General features: G+C 41.0%; 10 protein-coding genes. 7 read left to right on the forward strand and 3 right to left on the reverse strand.

From position 1 onward, the window contains the following. Window positions 1–22: 22 nt before the first annotated feature. From B2W36_RS13755 to B2W36_RS13775, 5 genes are read left to right on the forward strand one after another with little or no spacing between them, the layout of a single operon-like run. Window positions 23–1,021, forward strand: coding sequence for a 4-hydroxyproline epimerase (locus B2W36_RS13755; protein WP_209575847.1), 999 nt, complete (start codon window positions 23–25; stop codon window positions 1,019–1,021). A gap of 23 nt (window positions 1,022–1,044) precedes the next feature. After that, window positions 1,045–2,307: an NAD(P)/FAD-dependent oxidoreductase gene (locus B2W36_RS13760; RefSeq protein ID WP_293888215.1), complete on the forward strand. Its 1,263-nt coding sequence runs from the start codon at window positions 1,045–1,047 to the stop codon at window positions 2,305–2,307. Window positions 2,308–2,338: 31 nt separating this feature from the next. Continuing rightward, a complete protein-coding gene (locus B2W36_RS13765) occupies window positions 2,339–4,111 on the forward strand; it encodes a DUF885 family protein (protein WP_293888217.1) in 1,773 nt (590 codons plus the stop codon). Between the two features lie 6 nt (window positions 4,112–4,117). Further along, window positions 4,118–5,542, forward strand: coding sequence for an APC family permease (locus B2W36_RS13770; protein ID WP_293881122.1), 1,425 nt, complete (start codon window positions 4,118–4,120; stop codon window positions 5,540–5,542). Further along, window positions 5,529–7,760: a S9 family peptidase gene (locus B2W36_RS13775; protein ID WP_293881120.1), complete on the forward strand. Its 2,232-nt coding sequence runs from the start codon at window positions 5,529–5,531 to the stop codon at window positions 7,758–7,760. The genes B2W36_RS13770 and B2W36_RS13775 overlap by 14 nt, the downstream gene beginning before the upstream one ends. A 130-nt stretch (window positions 7,761–7,890) precedes the next feature. Here the strand turns inward: B2W36_RS13775 and B2W36_RS13780 are convergent, their stop codons facing one another. From B2W36_RS13780 to B2W36_RS13790, 3 genes are all read right to left on the reverse strand, one after another. Then, complete coding sequence (locus B2W36_RS13780; protein WP_293888219.1) at window positions 7,891–9,564, reverse strand: M1 family metallopeptidase; 1,674 nt, start codon at window positions 9,562–9,564, stop codon at window positions 7,891–7,893. Window positions 9,565–9,585: 21 nt separating this feature from the next. Next, window positions 9,586–11,760: a S9 family peptidase gene (locus B2W36_RS13785; RefSeq protein ID WP_293888221.1), complete on the reverse strand. Its 2,175-nt coding sequence runs from the start codon at window positions 11,758–11,760 to the stop codon at window positions 9,586–9,588. An 80-nt stretch (window positions 11,761–11,840) separates the two neighbouring features. Next, window positions 11,841–13,229, reverse strand: coding sequence for an aminopeptidase P family protein (locus B2W36_RS13790; RefSeq protein WP_293888223.1), 1,389 nt, complete (start codon window positions 13,227–13,229; stop codon window positions 11,841–11,843). Window positions 13,230–13,734: 505 nt separating this feature from the next. Here B2W36_RS13790 and B2W36_RS13795 point away from each other — a divergent pair. Continuing rightward, window positions 13,735–14,619: an AraC family transcriptional regulator gene (locus B2W36_RS13795; RefSeq protein WP_293888225.1), complete on the forward strand. Its 885-nt coding sequence runs from the start codon at window positions 13,735–13,737 to the stop codon at window positions 14,617–14,619. A 590-nt stretch (window positions 14,620–15,209) separates the two neighbouring features. Beyond that, window positions 15,210–18,449 carry a SusC/RagA family TonB-linked outer membrane protein gene (locus tag B2W36_RS13800; RefSeq protein WP_293888227.1) on the forward strand — a complete coding sequence of 1,080 codons (3,240 nt, stop codon included), beginning with the start codon at window positions 15,210–15,212 and terminating at the stop codon, window positions 18,447–18,449. Window positions 18,450–18,458: the final 9 nt, after the last annotated feature.

Here is an 18,458-nt window from a genome sequence, read left to right on the forward strand (position 1 = left end):
TATCAACAACAAAGAATCAGAAATGAAGAAAACTTTTTTTTGTATTGATTCGCATACCTGTGGTTGTCCCGTGCGATTGGTCGCCGGGGGAGCCCCGTTATTAGCGGGAAATTCCATGATGGAGCGCAGATTACATTTTATACGTGACTACGATTGGATCCGTATGGGATTGATGTTTGAACCACGCGGACACGACATGATGAGCGGAAGTATGCTCTATCCACCATTCGATCCTCAAAACGACATTGGTGTTCTTTACATTGAGACGAGTGGCTGCCTTCCCATGTGTGGACATGGAACGATAGGTACCGTTACGATTGCCATTGAGGAAGGACTCGTTCAACCTAAGGTTCCCGGAAAATTGAGGTTGGAAACTCCGGCTGGACTTGTACATATTGACTATGTGCAGGAAGGACCCAAAGTAAAAAGTGTCAAGCTTACAAATGTAAAATCATTTTTATATGCTGAAGGCCTAACGGTCGATTGCCCGGATCTGGGTGCAATTAGCGTTGATGTGGCCTACGGTGGGAATTTCTACGGTATTATCGATCCGCAGGCTAATTTTGATGATATTAGCTCCTATTCGGCGAGCCAATTGATCCATTATGGTAAGATAATCCGCCAGTTGCTAAACGAAAAATATTCCTTCGTACATCCCGAAGATGCCAATATCCATGGGTTGACACACATCCAATGGACCGGCAATCCAAAGCTTTCCAATTCATCCGGACGTAATGCCGTATTGGTTGGAGATAATGCCCTGGATCGCTCTCCATGTGGAACAGGTACTTCTGCGCGTATGGCACAATGGTATGCAAAGGGAAAACTCAAAAAAGGAACCGAATTTATACATGAAAGCTATATAGGTTCGCAATTCACCGGTAAAATCGAAGCTGAGACAACCGTGGATGGTCGGCCGGCTATTGTACCCTCCATAGAAGGCTGGGCGCGGATAACAGGGTATAATACCATTTTTTTAGATGATGAAGATCCTTATTTTGGAGGTTTTCAGGTGATTTAGTAATTTAATAAGACAATAGCAACGTGAAAGAAAACAATAGAGGTACAGTTGTCGTAATTGGCGCTGGAATTGCCGGACTTGCTTCGGCCTATTACCTTGTGAGAGACGGGTGGGAAGTGAAAATACTGGAAAAAAACACTTTGGATAATAACTGTTCTTACGGTAATGCTGGTATGATCGTTCCGAGTCACTTTACTCCCTTGGCAGCCCCAGGTATAGTAGCACAAGGGATAAAGTGGATGTTCAATAGCAAAAGCCCTTTCTATGTACGGCCTTCGCTAAACCCTCGGTTGGTCAATTGGGGACTAAAGTTTCTAAAACATGCCAATCGCGCCCATGTAGACCAACATGCATCTGCTATTCGCGATCTGAACTTATATAGCAGCAGGCTGTACAATGAATTGGCTGTGGAAGATGGCTTTGATTTTGAACTGAAGCAGAACGGTATACTGATGATGTATAAATCAAAGGAAATGCAGCATGAAGAGATTGAGCTGGCCCATCGTGCGCAGGATCTCGGACTGGATGTCGATATTCTGGAAGGGAATGCTGTTCAAGAACTGGAACCCAATCTGAAACTGGATGTATTAGGCGCCATACTTTATCGATGTGATGGAAAACTATATCCTTCCAAGTTAATGCAGCAATTGATTCACTACCTGAAAGCCGCTGGCGTAGCTTTTTTTGAAAAAACTGAAGTCCATAAGTTTGTTACGTCCGGAAATAAGATTAAAGAGGCAATCAGTGATAAGGGAAGTTTTCAAGCAGATGCTTTTGTATTGACCGGTGGTGCTTATTTGCCGCAGCTGACCTCAAAGTTGCACATAAATACACCGCTTATGCCTGGAAAAGGATACTCATTTATGTATCAGCCCGAGAAAGAGAACACATTGAATCATGCGGCATTATTACTGGAGGCTCGTGTTGCTGTAACGCCTATGAATGGCCAGATCAGATTCAGTGGTACGATGGAGTTGGGGCCTGCAAATGATCGGATTTATGAAAACCGTGTCCGCGGAATTGTAGAATCTATTCCTAAATATTATCCCGAATTGAAGGTAGATTACCCAAGCGAAAAAATATGGTATGGTTACAGACCATGCTCGCCTGATGGATTGCCCTATCTGGGCAGATTGAAAAAATTTGATAATGTCCTAATTGCGGGCGGGGGTGGAATGATGGGGTTGAGCTTGGGACCTGCCTATGGGAAAGTTGTTGCAGATTTATTGGCAGGAAAGAAAATCGAGCCTGAAATCGCTGGTTTTAGGCCTGATCGTTTTGACTGATAAAATTAGGATATAAACCAACACCCAAATTATGAATCGTTCTTTTTCTTTTAAAGCTCCCAAAACATTGTTTTATGGGCTGCTCTTTCTATTCCCCATCTCCATGCATGCACAGAAGATGAAATTATACGACCATACAACCCCTATAGAACCTTTTATTGTGCAATACAAGCATGATGTCGAGGCGATAAATTATTTTTATGGCCCTATGCCCAAAGGCTGGGGCAATCAACAGGCTGCCGCTTCGCCCGAACAGTTGGCACGTCTCCAACGTTTGGATAACGAATATTTGAACAAACTGGACAAGTTTCCCTATGAAGAACTCGAGACATCGGGACAGGTAGATTTTATCTTACTCAAGCGCAAACTAAAAAGTGATCTCCTTTCATTGGAAGAAGATGAGTCGAATTACAAGCGGTTAGCCATGTATTTACCTTTTGCACAGCGAATATTTACACTTGAAAAGGAACGTCGTAGGGGGAAGCGTCTCGCGGGAGAAGATGTCGCGAAAGAACTGACGCTCGTTGTGGGAGAAATAGATCAATCAATCGCTGCATTGCAGGGAAAAACCAAAATTCCTGATGCCGATGTGAACTTTCTAACCGCCTTATTAAATTCGTTGGATTTAAGGATCACGAGCACCTTCGATTTTTACAATGGTTACGACCCCGAATTTACGTGGTGGGTACCCGCCATCTTTCAACAGGTGAAAAACAAGTTGTCAGACTACAAGGAAAAATTAGGTGCAAAAAGCGACCGGAAAGTGTTTGATGATGGTAGCCAGATTGCGGGTGTGCCAATTGGCGAAAAGGATATAAACCGAAGGCTCAAAGCTGAAATGATCAGTTATACCGCTACTGACCTTTTAAAATTGGCTGATCAAGAGTTTAAATGGTGTGAAGCGGAGTTATTGAAAGCAAGCCGTGAAATGGGCTTTGGGGATGACTGGCGGGCAGCGCAGGAAAAGGTTAAAAACTCCTATGTACCCATTGGGGAACAGCCCGAGCTCATTATGAAATTGTATAATGATGCACAGCAATTTATCGAACAAAATAAACTCATGGATATTCCCGAGCTGGCAGACGAGACCTGGGGTATGATCATGATGACACCTGAACGGCAGCGGGTCAACCCCTTTTTTACAGGCGGGCGGGAAATTAGCATATCCTATCCGACAAATACCATGGATCAGCAGGCAAAATTGATGAGCATGCGCGGCAATAATCCTTATTTTTCCCGCGGTACAGTTCAGCATGAGTTAATTCCCGGTCATCATCTGCAATATTTTATGAATCGACGGTACAAACCTTATCGCGAAGAGGCATTTAACACGCCGTTCTGGACGGAGGGATGGACATTGTACTGGGAGTTGCTGCTGTATAGCAAGGGGTTTGCAAAAACGCCAGAGGAGCGAATCGGAATGTTATTTTGGCGCATGCACCGTTGCGCACGAATAACCTTTAGTATCAAATTTCATTTAGGGGAGTGGACGCCGCAACAATGCATCGATTATCTGGTAAACCGCGTGGGATTTGAGTCGGCTAATGCGCACGGTGAAGTGAAGAGATCCTTTGAAGGCTCTTATGATCCGCTGTATCAGTTGGCCTATCTCGTAGGTGGCTTGCAGTTGATGCGCATCAAAGAGGAGGTAGTAGATCAAGGGAAAATGTCATATGCTGCATTCCATGACCGCGTGATCAAAGAAAATTATCTGCCGATGGAAATGTTGAGAGCGATTATCAAGGGGGAGAAGTTAAAGCCCGATCACGAGACAAACTGGAAGTTTTACCATTTTAATAACTAGGTTTTTATGAGTGAGTCTAAACAAACTTTTCAAAAGTCGCTCGGGTTACTGGATGCCACTATGCTGGTCGTTGGGAGTATGATCGGTTCGGGGATTTTTATTGTATCAGCCGATATTGCACGTAACACAGGTTCCGCGGGCTGGATGATGGTGGTATGGTTGATATGCGGTTTTATGACATTGACTGCAGCCTTGAGTTATGGCGAATTAAGTGCGATGTTTCCAAAGGCAGGAGGGCAGTACATCTATCTTCGGGAGGCCTATGGACCCGTATTGAGCTTTGTATTTGGATGGACCTTTTTTGCAGTTATACAAACCGCGACTATAGCCGCTGTGGGGGTTGCTTTTGCAAAATTTACAGCCTATCTCTTCCCTTTTATGGATGAAGATGTTTATTTGCTTGAATGGTCTGATTATCGGGTATCAGCAGCGCAGCTATTGGCGATTGCCATCATCGTTGTGCTGACCTATATTAATTCAAGGGGCGTGAATAGCGGAAAGCGTGTACAAACCTCCATCACATTAATCAAGATCGGGAGTCTGTTGCTCTTACTGCTCTTTGGCTTCCTCGCATTGAAACATGAAGTTTGGTCTTGGAACTGGGACAATATATCACTTTGGTCGATGCGCCGCTTAAATACGGATGGAACGTACACATCTTATGATGGATTTTCAGCAATGGGGGCTTTTTCTGCGGCTATGGTCGGTGCCCTTTTCAGTAGCGATTCGTGGCACTCTTCTTCCGCAGTAGCTGGTGAAATTAAGAATCCACAGCGTAATATTGGTTTGAGTTTAGCATTAGGTACTTTACTCGTTACCGTAATTTATCTCCTGACTAATCTGATGTACACCGGCATATTGCCCTTAGAAGAAATGGTCAATGCGCCAAAAGATCGTGTAGCCATGAGTGTAGCCCAAGAGGTTTTTGGTCCTTTTGGGATTACTATTATAGCCATAATGATCATGATTAGCACCTTTGGCTGTAATAATGGAATTATTCTGGCAGGAGCGAGGGTGTATTATTCGATGGCGAAAGATGGTTTGTTTTTTAAAAGGGCGGGTAAGCTCAATGCGCATGCGGTACCTGCATGGGCCCTCTGGATACAATGTCTTGCTGCATCAATATGGTGTTTAAGTGGTAAATATGGTGATCTATTGGATATGATTACCTGTGTGGTCGTTATATTTTATGTGCTTGCGATTGCGGGCATTATTCGTCTCCGCATTACACGGCCAGATTTGAACAGGCCTTATAAAGCATTTGGCTATCCTTTTCTTCCCATACTTTATATTCTGATGGGACTCGCTTTTATCGGCCTAATGGTGATTTTCAAGCCAAATTATACCTGGCCGGGTATTATAATCGCATTATTGGGTATTCCTATCTATTATTTAATCAATCCTAAACGAAGAAAGCATGAAATTTCTTAGTACAGCGGTTTTGTTGTTGTCTGCACAGTTTCTGTTTGGTCAAGGAACTTTGGCAGACTATACACGTGCACAAAACTTAAAAAAACAATTGACCAACAAAATTGACAATCTGCCGGGCCAGTTTTATTGGAGTGAAAAGGGTGACCTGTTTTGGTATGATCGAAATACGGTGCAGGGGAAAGAGTATATGCTGGTCAATCCCCAGGCAAAAACAAAAGAACAGCTGTTTGATCTGACGAAGGTATTTTCGTTAGTGGAAGAAAAACTAGGACGAAAAGTCGAAAGCCGTTTTATTTCCAATGAACAGATAAAACTGATGGATCAGGATCAAGTGTCGCTCGATATTGCGGGCTATTTATGGATCTGGAACCGTCGTTCTTCGCAATTGAGCCAAGGGGCGGCAAGTGGAAGTAGAGATCGAAATACGCGGTATTGGGGTCAGCGTGAACAGGGAAATGCCTACAGGGAAGTCGAATCTCCAGACAAAGTGCATGTCGCATTTATTCGCAATAACAATGTATTCCTGGCAAAAAAGGGAAGTGTAAACGAGGCGCGACAAATTACGTTTGATGGCAATCCGGCAAATTATTATAGCAATGATATTCAATGGGCGCCAGATAGCCGTAAGCTCGCTACAGTAAAAACTCAAAAAATAGAGATCAGACAACTGACGCTAATCGAATCATCCCCTAAAGATCAGCTGCAGCCCAAAATTCAGACACGCGATTACGTTAAGCCCGGAGATGAGCTGGCACAGAAACTACCCATCTTATATGATCTTGAAAAAGACCGGCTGTCCGTGTTTGATGCCGCGCTCATACCGAATCAATTTTCCCTTTCGGATCTAGCTTGGCGCGATGATAGCAGAGCATTTACCTTTGAGTATAACAAACGGGGGCATCAAGTTTATGGCCTTATGCAGATGGATGCGAACAGCGGTACATCCAGTTATTTGATCCGTGAACAGAATAAGACATTTATTGATTATAGCGGCAAGAAATTTAGAGAAGATATATCCGACGGCAAGGAAATCGTATGGGCCTCTGAGCGGGACGGATGGAACCACTTGTATCTGTATGATGGAATTACCGGAAAAGTAAAGAACCAGATAACCAAAGGAAATTGGGTTGTTCGGAAAGTTGTGCATGTTGACGCTGATAAACGAACAGTTATTTTTGAAGGCAGCGGTATGAATGCCGGAGAGGATCCTTATTTGATCCACTACTATACCATCGGTTTGGATGGCAAGGGCTTAAAACTGCTGACCGAAGAAAATGCGAATCATCAAGCTTTTTTCAATAAAGACTATTCGCAATTTATCGATACATATTCCCGGGTTGATCAGCCGCCAATTTCAGTATTGCGCGACAAAGATGGTCATCTTATCATGGAACTGGAGAAAACAAACAGTAGTTTGCTAGAAACTGTTGGATGGCGTGCACCGGAGGTTTTTAAAGCCAAGGGGCGTGATGGCGCAACAGATATCTGGGGGATTATTATTCGACCGACGAATTTTGATCCCGCTAAAAGCTATCCTGTCATCGAATACATTTATGCGGGACCGCATAGTTCTTTTGTGCCCAAATCATTCTACAGCAACCCGAGTGGGATGTACGAACTCGCTGAATTGGGCTTTATTGTGGTACAGATCGACGGGATGGGTACGTCAAACCGTTCAAAAGCATTCCATGATGTCTGTTGGAAAAATCTGAAAGATGCGGGCTTTGCGGATCGAATTGCCTGGATGCAGGCTGCTTCAAAGCAATATAAATACATGGATATCGGTCGAGTAGGAATCTATGGGACATCTGCGGGTGGACAAAGTTCAACCGGTGCGTTGTTATTCCATCCCGAATTTTATAAAGTTGGCGTTTCTTCCTGCGGTTGTCATGATAACCGAATGGATAAAATATGGTGGAACGAGCAATGGATGGGTTGGCCAGTAGGTCCTGAATATGCGGCGAGCTCCAATATTGAAAATGCAGCTAAGCTGGAAGGAAATCTTTTATTGATTGTTGGGGAGCTGGACGATAATGTGGATCCCTCTTCCACCTTCCAATTAGTTGATGCCTTAATCAAAGCGCGTAAGAATCATGATTTTATCATGGTGCCTGGAATGGGGCATTCTTCTGGAGGAGATTATGGTGAACGAAAAAGAAGAGACTATTTTGTAAAGCACCTTCTTGGCGTAGATCCGCCCGCCTGGAATCAGTATTGATTCTTTCGATGTGACACAGCGCAGTCAATTTGTCTTTAACAAATTAATACGTTGAATGAGACAGCCCCCAGGAAGCACTAAACTTCTGGGGGCTGTTTAATTTGCGATGTTTTTAACGTTGTCGCCGTCTCTATTCCACCAATAGTCCGACATAATAATTGAACGTATCAACATCGATATTCTCTTTGGTCAATCCCTTTATTGTAATTGGTCTAAAATGCTGGTCCAATTGGATAAGTTCCCTTTTTTGACCTTTTAGTCCAATATGTATCGGCATATGAAAGCCTTTGACTTCACTGATCCAGCGGCCCAAGACTCTCCCTGAAGGATCTTGTTTGATTTCCAGTGTAGGAATGGCGGTATGCTGTACATACTGTTCAAATACTTTTAACAGGTCTAATCCAGACTGCTGGCTTACATAGTTGACAATATCATGATAATCGACTTGCTGATGATAAAACTTACTGTTTAATCCCCGTAGGATATTCCGCCACTTTTCATCATTGTCAATCATCGTACGGATCATGTTGAGCATGACGCCACCTTTGGGATACATATCCCCAGAACCTTCTTTATTGACATGGTAGGGACCCTGGATAGGGTTATCATTTTGGATTCCACTTCGGATACCATGGGCATAAGCCTGACTGGCTTCTTTGCCATAGAAATAGTCGATAAATAAGCCTTCGGAATAATTGGTGAAGCTTTCATGGATCCACATATCGGCCAAGTCGGCTGACGTAATATTGTTTCCGAACCATTCGTGCCCAGATTCGTGGACGACAATAAAATCCCATTTATGTCCCCATCCGGTTTCCGAAGCATCCCTGCCACGATAGCCATTTTGATAATGGTTTCCGTAGGCGATGGCACTTTGGTGTTCCATTCCTGTGTGATAGGTTTCAACAAGTTTATAACCATCTTCATAGAATGGATATGGGCCAAACCAATGTTCAAAAGCTTCTAAAGTCTGGTTGGCATTTTTTTGAAGATGGGCTTTTTTTTCTGCGGTATCGTTTTCGCGCAAAATATAGTAGTCTATATCCAATGGCCCTTTTTCCCCTTTATATTTTTCCTTAAAATGCACGTAGTCGCCGATGTTGATGGCGACATTGTAGTTGTTGATTGGATTGGCAACTTTCCAGTGGTATTTGGTGTAACCATCCTTCATCTTTTCAACCTTAACCAAACGTCCATTGGATACATTCATCACCTCTTTTGGGACAGCGATGGAAATCAGCATACTATCCACTTCATCGGATTGATGGTCTTTATTTGGCCACCAAACGCTCGCACCCATACCCTGGCAGGCTGTGGCCACCCAGGGTTTGCCGTTACTATCTTTCTTCCAGTCAAAGCCGCCGTCCCAGGGAGCTTTAACCGCTTCTGTAGGATTGCCTTCGTAATAAACCGTAAATTCTTCCTGCGCTCCTTTCTTGATAGCCGTTGGAAATTCGACAAAGACAGCATTATGTTCTCGAGTAAAGGAAAGTTTCTTTCCTTTGTAAACGACTTTGTCTACTTTAAGATTTGCAAAAAGATCAAATTGCAGGCGATTAAAATCAGTCTTGGCCTTGAAACGGAAAAGATTTGAACCCGAAATAAATTTATTGTCTATGTCTACCTTCACATCCAAATGATAATATTGGATATCGTAGCAGGTTCGCAGCGGTGACAGATATCCGCGCAGTGAATCAGCCCTGGTAAATTCATTTTTTTCTTTCATCAGCTGCGCTGCTGATTGTTGTATACCTGCGGTCAGTAGACTGCAGGTTCCCAATGCATATAATAGTATTTTTTTCATTGTAAATAATGGCTATTCGATCTATCTTCCTCCCGGAGGACAATGTAACCTGAGATAGTTTGTAAATAATGTTCTTAAATGCTCATGTGTACCCTGTCCCTCACTAATCGAATGGCTACGGTTGGGGTAGGACATCAACTGGAACTGCACGTTATTTTTAACCAATTCATTGATGAGGACTTCAGCATTTTGATAATGCACATTGTCATCCCCGGTTCCATGGATATAGAGTAAATTACCTTTGATATTTTTTGCATATTTCAGTGGAGAACCGTTTTCAAAGTCGGCAAGATTTTCTTGGGGAAGACCCATGTAGCGTTCTTGGTATACATTGTCGTAAAGTAACTGATTCGCTACTGCTGCAATGGCGATACCTGTTTTATAGATTTGAGGATATTGTCCCAGTAGGTTAAGTGTGCTTGATCCGCCACCGCTCCATCCCCAAACTGCAGTACGAGAGCTGTCTACAAAAGACCATTTCAGTATTTCTTGAGCTGCTAGGGCCTGGTCGCGGATGTTGAGCTGACCGATGTTCCGATAGATGCTTTTCCGCCACAAGCTGCCTTTAGGAGCAGGAGTTCCACGATTATCCAAAGAAATGTAAATGTAGCCGTCCTGTGCCATATTCCCTTTATATAGACTGTTGTAACCCGCACTAAAGTTGTCTATTACCGTCTGTGATGCAGGTTCGCCATAGACCATAAATACGACTGGATATTTTTTGTTGGGGTCGAAATCCAAGGGTTTTACCATCCATCCGTCCAATTCGACACCGTCGGTTGTTTTTACCTTAAAAAACTCAGCAATACCATCATTGGCCTTCTTCTCGCGTTTAAATTCAAAATCTACAAGCGTTTTATGTGTAGGTAATTCGATAACGGCATTGTGTTTTAATGTTGCCCGGTTACTAAAGCTGAAGATTGCTAGCTTACCGTCTTTTGAAATATCATAATCGCAGGTTCCTTCGTATGACGCCGGTGTTAGTCTCTTAGGAACGCCGCCTTTCGTAGATACACTATACAGATATTTTTGCGTTGCATTATTTGGAGAAGCGGTAAAATAAATAGTTTCATTTTTCGTGTCGAAAAAGTCGATATTGATCAGATCATAATCTGCTTTCATAACCAGTTTCTCATTGCCTGCGAGATCAATCTGGTAAATTTTGCGCCAGCCGTCCTTTTCAGACACCCAGATGAAGGCCTTTCCGCCTTGAACCCAGTCCCATCCAGAAGGATCGTTGTTGTTCCATCGTGATTTGATATCAATCCACGAGTCACTTTGCTCCTGATGTATGTTTTGCGCTTTATTGTCGGAGAGGGCGACAGTATAGATCTTGCTCTCATTTTGTTTTCTATTGAGCTGCTCTACGATGACCTGTTTGCTATCAAGACACCATTCCATGCGGGGAATATAGTGTTGGATGGGATCTCCCGGAATATTCAGCATCGTACTTTTTCCCGTGGCGATTTCATAGGTCCATATCGAACAGGCACTCGGTGGCTGTCCAACTTTAGGATACTCCACAGGGATGGTATAGGAATAGAGGCTATCCGTATTGTTGATCATCAAAAAATTACGGATGTTGCGGGCATCAAGCTTCCAATAAGCAATAGAAGTACCGTCCGGAGACCAGCGGAAACCATCTTTGCAGCCAAATTCTTCCTCGTATACCCAGTCGAAAGTACCGTTGATTAGACGGTCTGTTCCATCTTTCGTAACGGCAACGATGCGGCCATTCGCAAGATCTTCCACGTAAACATTATGATCGGCTTTATTGACGTAAGCTACTTTATCTGCTTGCGGGTTAAACTTCGCAAACATCAGTTGCGAAGCCGGGAATTGTTTGCCTAGCTGCTGTAACTGACTGGACTTTTTATTATAGACCCAATAATCACCTCTTGTATTCTCGCGCCAGACTCTCTTGCTATTGGTATACAGTAAAATAAGCTCCTTGTTTTTGGAAATCGAAAAATTCTCAACCTTTAGTGCTGTTGTTGTCCCTTTTGGAATAAGCGATTGCTGTGAAAGAAAGATGGATCTCATCCCATTTTTAGGGTTGACCATTTCTATTCCCTTATCAGAAAATTCATAATACTGATCACCTTGATCTGTCCATAGTCGTTGCGCAAAAATGGAGGCTGGAACCTGAAAAATCAGTATTACAATAATAAAGATCGACTGTTTAATGCTGTTCATTTGTTTATCTATTTGAGCGTTGGCCCTAAAGTGATCAAAGTTCACTTTTCGGGTTTATTGCTATGTTCGTTATCTGTTTTTTAATTAATTGGGTTGTCTTTAAGCTGATATATTTCGTGTATTTCACGTTCAAGATATTTCCCTAAACGGCGATATCCATCTTTTTCAATAAGATAATTGTCTTCGATACGAACCCCTCCGAAATTGAGGTGCTTTTTTAAGAAATCATAATTAATAAAGTCCTTGTGTAAATTTTGCTGTTCCCAAAGCTGCGTTAATTCAGGGATAATATAGATTCCAGGCTCAACAGTTAGTACATTGCCAGCTTCTAGTTCCTTCCCTAGTCGGAGTGATTTGATACCGAAAGTCTTGGTATCTTTTGGCTCAGCTTCGGTATAGCCTACATATTGTTCACCAAGATCTTCCATATCATGGACATCAAGACCGAGCATGTGCCCGAGTCCACATTGAAAGAAAAGTGCATGCGCGTGATTCATGACCGCATCTTGCGCGTTACCTTTCATAAATCCTGTTTGTATTAGTCCGTCTACAAGCGCTTCACAGGCTTTTAAATGTATTTCTTTAAAACGTATTCCGGATGTCAGCAGCTGTTCAGCAGATTTAAAAGCATGTAGAACAATCTGATAAATTTCTTCTTGCAACGCTGTAAATCGTTTTCCTACGGGAAATGTTCTGGTTAGATCAGAAGCATATCCCATAGCGGTTTCCACGCCCGAATCATTAAGGAGAATATCACCTTCACAAAGTTGGTGAAATTGCATATGGTTATGCAGGATTTCACCCCGTTTTGTAACTATCGGAGGATAGGAGAATGGGGTTCCCTGATCTTGCGCAAAATGTTGCATAGCATTGCTGATCTGATATTCATAACAACCAGGTTTTGTCATTCGCATAGCTATGCGATGCATATCAACAGCGATATCTACCGCCTTTTCTAGTTCCGCGATCTCCTCTTCCGATTTGACGCTTCGTTGAGCAACCACGGCTTTAATTAAAGCGACCGAGGGTTCTAACTGACTTACAGAACGGCCAGTTATTTGTTGAAGTAATAATTTGTTGTGCGATTGATAAGGCGGAAGGTAGTGAATTTCTGCTTGCGTTTTCTTGTTAAGATAGTCGAAGAGTTGATTGAAAGGAAGTACCGCACTTATACCCGAAAGTTCTGCCTTTTCCGCTAAAGTTTGCTGCTGACCCATCCACACAATATCGTCGATCGTCATTTCGTCACCAAATAGTATAGTCTCATTTTTTTCAATATCCAATACAGCAGCCAAACCTGGACTTTTTATTCCTATGTAATATAAAAAGCTGCTGTCTTGACGAAATGGATAGGTGTTGTGCTCAAAATTAATCGGGTTTTCAATGTTGCCTAACAAAAGAATTTTGCCAGAACTGAGCGATGATAAAAGCTTATTTCGGCGATGAAGATATATTTCTTTTTTGAACATAAATTTTGGAAATTTTAGAATGTAATGCTTTTTATTTTGTTAAAGCCATAGATTTTTTGTTATATTTTGTTTTGCAATTGGCTTGCCCCTTAGATGTACATTGTCTAACACGAATATCGTAAAATTTAAGCGCTTCAAAACGATTTATTTAAGAGGTTTATCTTTGATAGTGCAATTTTTGCTGTTGTTACAAACGAATAAGATTCATTTTTATACACTATGAAGAATCGAAAACGAAATTTAATAAAGTTCTATCTTTCTGTTGAATTATAATTATCACAATTTATCAAAGTCTAATTGTATTTTAACCCATTTTTTTAATATTAAAGCGTTTTTAATACCAATTATACCTTTCCTTAGAAGAATTGTTAAAGGATTATTAAATATTGTCGGATTCTAAACATATTTTAGTATTGTAATTTTATGAACAAACTAAATAGATTGTTGTTGCTTTGGAGTTGTTATATTTATGTTAACTAAACAGTAACATAAACTAAACATACCTATGAAAACGCTCCAATTTAATGTTCCTACCATGCGAGGCCAGAGCCTTACTATTCAAGAAGATGTTTTGGAAAATTTCTACCCCCATTTTCATCGACATCAAGAAGCTCAATTAATGTGGATAAAAAAAGGCAAAGGAGTTTTGATTGTTGAAGATACCTTACACCCCTTTAAGGAAAATGATATTTTCTTTTTGGGGGCAAACCAACCGCATGTGTTTAAATCGGCCTCTCAGGACGGTTTTTCAAATGAATCTCGCTCTGTTTCCATTTTTTTCGATCCAAACGGAAAGCTTAAATCTCTGTTTTCCCTGGACGAATTTGAATCGCTGAATCAATTTATCTATAGTAACTCCAGAGGATTTAAAGTTCCCGAGACTTATTTTGACCAGATATCACAAAGGGTTTGTCAGTTGAAATCTGCGGATCAGATGGACAAGTTGATGCATTTTTTTTATCTATTGAGAACGCTAGCAAATATTTCTAGGGGCGCCGATGCGCTTTGTAACGAGCGCGTGGAAGTAGGCTTGGAAACAATACATGGATCAAATCGTATTAATTTTATCTGCAACTATATCAGGGAACACTATAGAGACGAACTGACGTTGGAAGAAGTTGCTGATCACGCCAATCTTACGCCACAAGCTTTTTGTCGCTATTTTAAAAAGCATTGCGGGGTTACTTTTGTGACTTATCTTAATCGCATAAGAGTCAAAGAAGTATGTAATCAGTTAAACGAAGACCACTTGGACAGTGTTTCTTTTATTGCCTACAACTGTGGCTTCAATAGCATTACCAACTTTAATCGCGTATTTAAACAAATCGTCGGCTGCAATCCAAAAGAGTATGTGCAGCAGTACAAACAAACGCTCTATTCTGTGATCTAATGCTAATCGGGAATACAGTATGAAGGATACTTTAAGCCATTAAATATTCTTTTATTGGCTCGCTGTGATTATATAGCTATTAAAATTCAGCGGTAATAAAATCTCGTTAAATTGTAATGTTAAAATTCTTTTTAATGAGATTTTTGCTTTTATATTTATCTGTCTTTTTCCCTAAAGAAACGGATATAGCTTACCAAATCCGATAGTAGAACCTATTCTTCATCCCTATTTTTTTTGAGGAAAAAAAATCATCTTTTTTTTTCATTATCAAAAAAAACACATCAATCATTTTTTTTATTGGTTTTTTTGAAAAATAAGGTGTTAAATAGATGTTATGTCGATGCGTTGATTGATTTTTTGCTTTTTTGGTAGTTTTTTTTAATCAAAAAAGGGTATTTAGTGTGTTTTGACGTATTTTTCTTGAGGAATATAGGTGGTGTGAAGTTTTTCTGCTGCTATTATGTTGTTTATTTAACACTTTAGGTTAAAAATCGGGTATTAATGATCAAAATTCGGTTATCAATGCAAGCTAAGTACCCCTAACTTAGTTGTTATAAAAACACTAAAAACTAACATCTGAAACTAAACTTATGAACAGAAAAAGCATTGCTATGCTAGCCGCTACCGTTTTGGTAAGCTCGGCGGTATATGCGCAAACAGTTTTAAAAGGGAAGGTGGTCGACCAAGACGGAAAGCCTATACCCGGAGTTACACTGACACTGAGGGATGGAACAGCGACACAAACAGGGCAAAACGGCGAGTTTACGATCAACTACAAGCAGGCAGGGACTTTAAGCGTTTCGGCTATCGGTTATGGTCGTAAGGAAGTGAACTTAACCAATCAGAGTACAATTCAGATTACATTACGATCTGATGAACGGAGCTTGGATGAGGTGATCGTGACAGCGATGGGAATTAGCAGAGATAAAAAATCGCTAGGATACGCAATTCAAGAAGTAAAAGCCAAAGACTTGACCGACGCTGGGCAATTGAGTGTAACGAGTTCTTTATCGGGAAAAGTTGCGGGGGTGCAAGTCAATCAATTTGGGGGAGCAGTAGGGGCATCTGCGCGGATTTCGTTGAGAGGAAACTCTTCTCTGCAGGCAGATCAACAGCCGTTGATTGTTGTGGATGGAGTTCCTATTAGCAATAATACACAACGTTCGGGAGACAATACCTATGGAGGAGTTGATTATGGATCTGGTTTAAATGATATCAACCCGGAGGATATTGAAGATATTCGCATTTTAAAAGGTGGTTCAGCTGCATTATATGGTATGCGTGCAGGAAGAGGAGTTATTGAAATCACGACAAAATCTGGTAAAAAGGCAAAAAACGGAGTGAGTTTGGCCTACGACGGAAACTTTACCGTGGATCAAGTTGCGACCTTGCCAAAATTCCAAAACTTATATGGCCAGGGATCACGAGGAGACGAGTATCATTATAATCTGAATGGAAAAGGATTGACTTATCAGCAGTATGCGGAACAAAAATCTTTTAATTATGTCGATGGTACGGGTGAATCAGATGAAGGTGTAAATGATGGTTTTGATGAATCGTGGGGACCTCGTTTGGATATAGGCTTGAATCTGCGGCAATTTGATAGCCCTGTGGTAAATGGGGTTAGACAAGCGACTCCTTGGATTTCACATAAAGACAATGTGCGAGATTTTTTTCAATTGGGACATTCGCAAAATCATAATCTCTCATTAATATCAAAAGGGGATAAGTCTTCTACTAGAGCGGCATTATCCTATAGAAATCAAACTGGAACTGTACCTAACACGGATCAGACTAAGTACTCCATGCAACTCAATAATTTTTATCAATTATCAGATAAAATATCCTATGATGTGATGGCTAACTATTCGAGGACACAAAGTGATAATTTGATTATGCAAGGGTATGACGGCGCCAATCCGATCAATGGTTTTATTTGGTTTGGTCGACAGGTAAATATGCAAAGTTTAAAAGACAATTGGGATCAGAAGGATGCCGCTGGTAATTATGACTTTTACAACTGGAATTCATCTTATCACGTGAATCCGTATTTCACAATGAACAAGACAACAAATTCATTGAATAAAAATCGCGTTTTTGGAAAGTCGTCCTTATATTACCAACCCTATACGTTCTTAAAATTTGAGGGACGCGTAGGGTTGGATTATTACAATTCGAAGATGTTTCAATCAAATTATTTCAATTATGATAATCCAAACGGAAGTTTTCGAGATCTTAAAACAAATAATACAGAGTTGAATTTAGATTTTATTGCTACGTTTAATAAACAACTCGGTGATTTCAATTTACTTGCAAGCGCGGGTGCAAATTATAGAGATGCACAGAATGAAAACAGTACTGTGGGTGCAGACGCCTTAACTGTGCCAGGGATTTATACGATTTCTAATCGGGTAGGAGATGCGGTCAACTTAATGGACCATAGTCATATTCGATCGAATTCTATTTATGGTTTGGCTTCAATAGGCTGGAAAGATCAGATATACGTAGATGTGACGGCAAGAAATGATTGGTCGTCTACGATAACTAAGTCTTTTTTCTATCCATCTTTCAACCTAAGTTGGCTTCCTACAACGACTTTTGAAGGTCTGAAAGGAGATATACTTTCCTTTTGGAAGTTGCGCTTCAACTTAGCTGAAATTGGCAATGCAACCTCAGCGTACAGAAATAAACGATATTATTACGCGCAAAACAGCTCATTTAATGGGGTTGCTCAAATCTATAAGGGTATGACTTATCCAAATCCTGATTTAGAGCCAGAAAGTATACGTACTTGGGAAGTCGGTACCGAAATTGGCTTATTTAAGGACCGTTTACACGCTGACTTTACTTATTATCACAAAAATGCAAAAAAACAAATCCTACCGGTGACAACCTCTAATGTTGTCGGATTTAGTAGTATGGTTTTGAATGCAGGGAATATTGAAAGTAAGGGGGTGGAAATCCAGTTACGTGGTGATATCTTAAAAAGTGAGACAGGAGTAAATTGGACGGCATCGTTCAATTTTGCAAAAGATAAAAATAAGATATTAGAATTGTACCCTCAATTAAATTTGGATACCTACCAAATTGGTTGGACATGGGGAATTGCCAATATGGCTAAGGTGGGTGAATCGTGGGGAGCATTAGTTGGCCCTGGGTATAATCGTGTCGAGGATGGTCCAATGAAAGGTGCTATTAAAGTTACCGAAGAAGGATTTGTAGATAACACAAAATCTACTCAGGTTATTGGACATGTTACGCCCAACTATTTGATGAGTTTAAGAAATGAATTTAAATATAAGGATTTTACAGTTGGTTTCATGTTAGACTTTAGAAAGGGTGGGGATATTTGGTCACAAACGATGAATCATGCTTATGCTTCGGGAATTGCAGCTATCACTGCTGAGAATGGCGTTCGTGAGCGTACTATTATTGCAGGGAAAGATGTTATGAAAAACGAACGATTCGTTATGCCCGACGGGAAAGGAGGTTGGGTAGAAAATACTATTGCTGTAAATACACAAGATTGGTATGAATCAGGAGGAATAGCGGAAATGTATGTATTTGACGGGTCTTTCTTGAAATTGCGTGAAGGATATATTACTTATACAATCCCGCAGCATGTTTATGGTAAGATTAAGGGGATCAAACGTGCGAATGTGTCATTGATAGGATCCAATCTAGCATTATTATGGGTGGATAAATCAAATACAATGCGGATTGATCCAGAAACTAGCGGTGTATCAAGTGATAGTAGAGGTGTTGGTTTTGAGCAAGCATCAGTGCCAAGTTCGCGCAGTATAGGATTAAAACTAGGTATTACTTTTTAATTAGACTTC

The organism is Sphingobacterium sp. UBA3549, from assembly GCF_002376635.1.
In the GTDB taxonomy this organism is placed as follows: Bacteria; Bacteroidota; Bacteroidia; order Sphingobacteriales; family Sphingobacteriaceae; genus Sphingobacterium.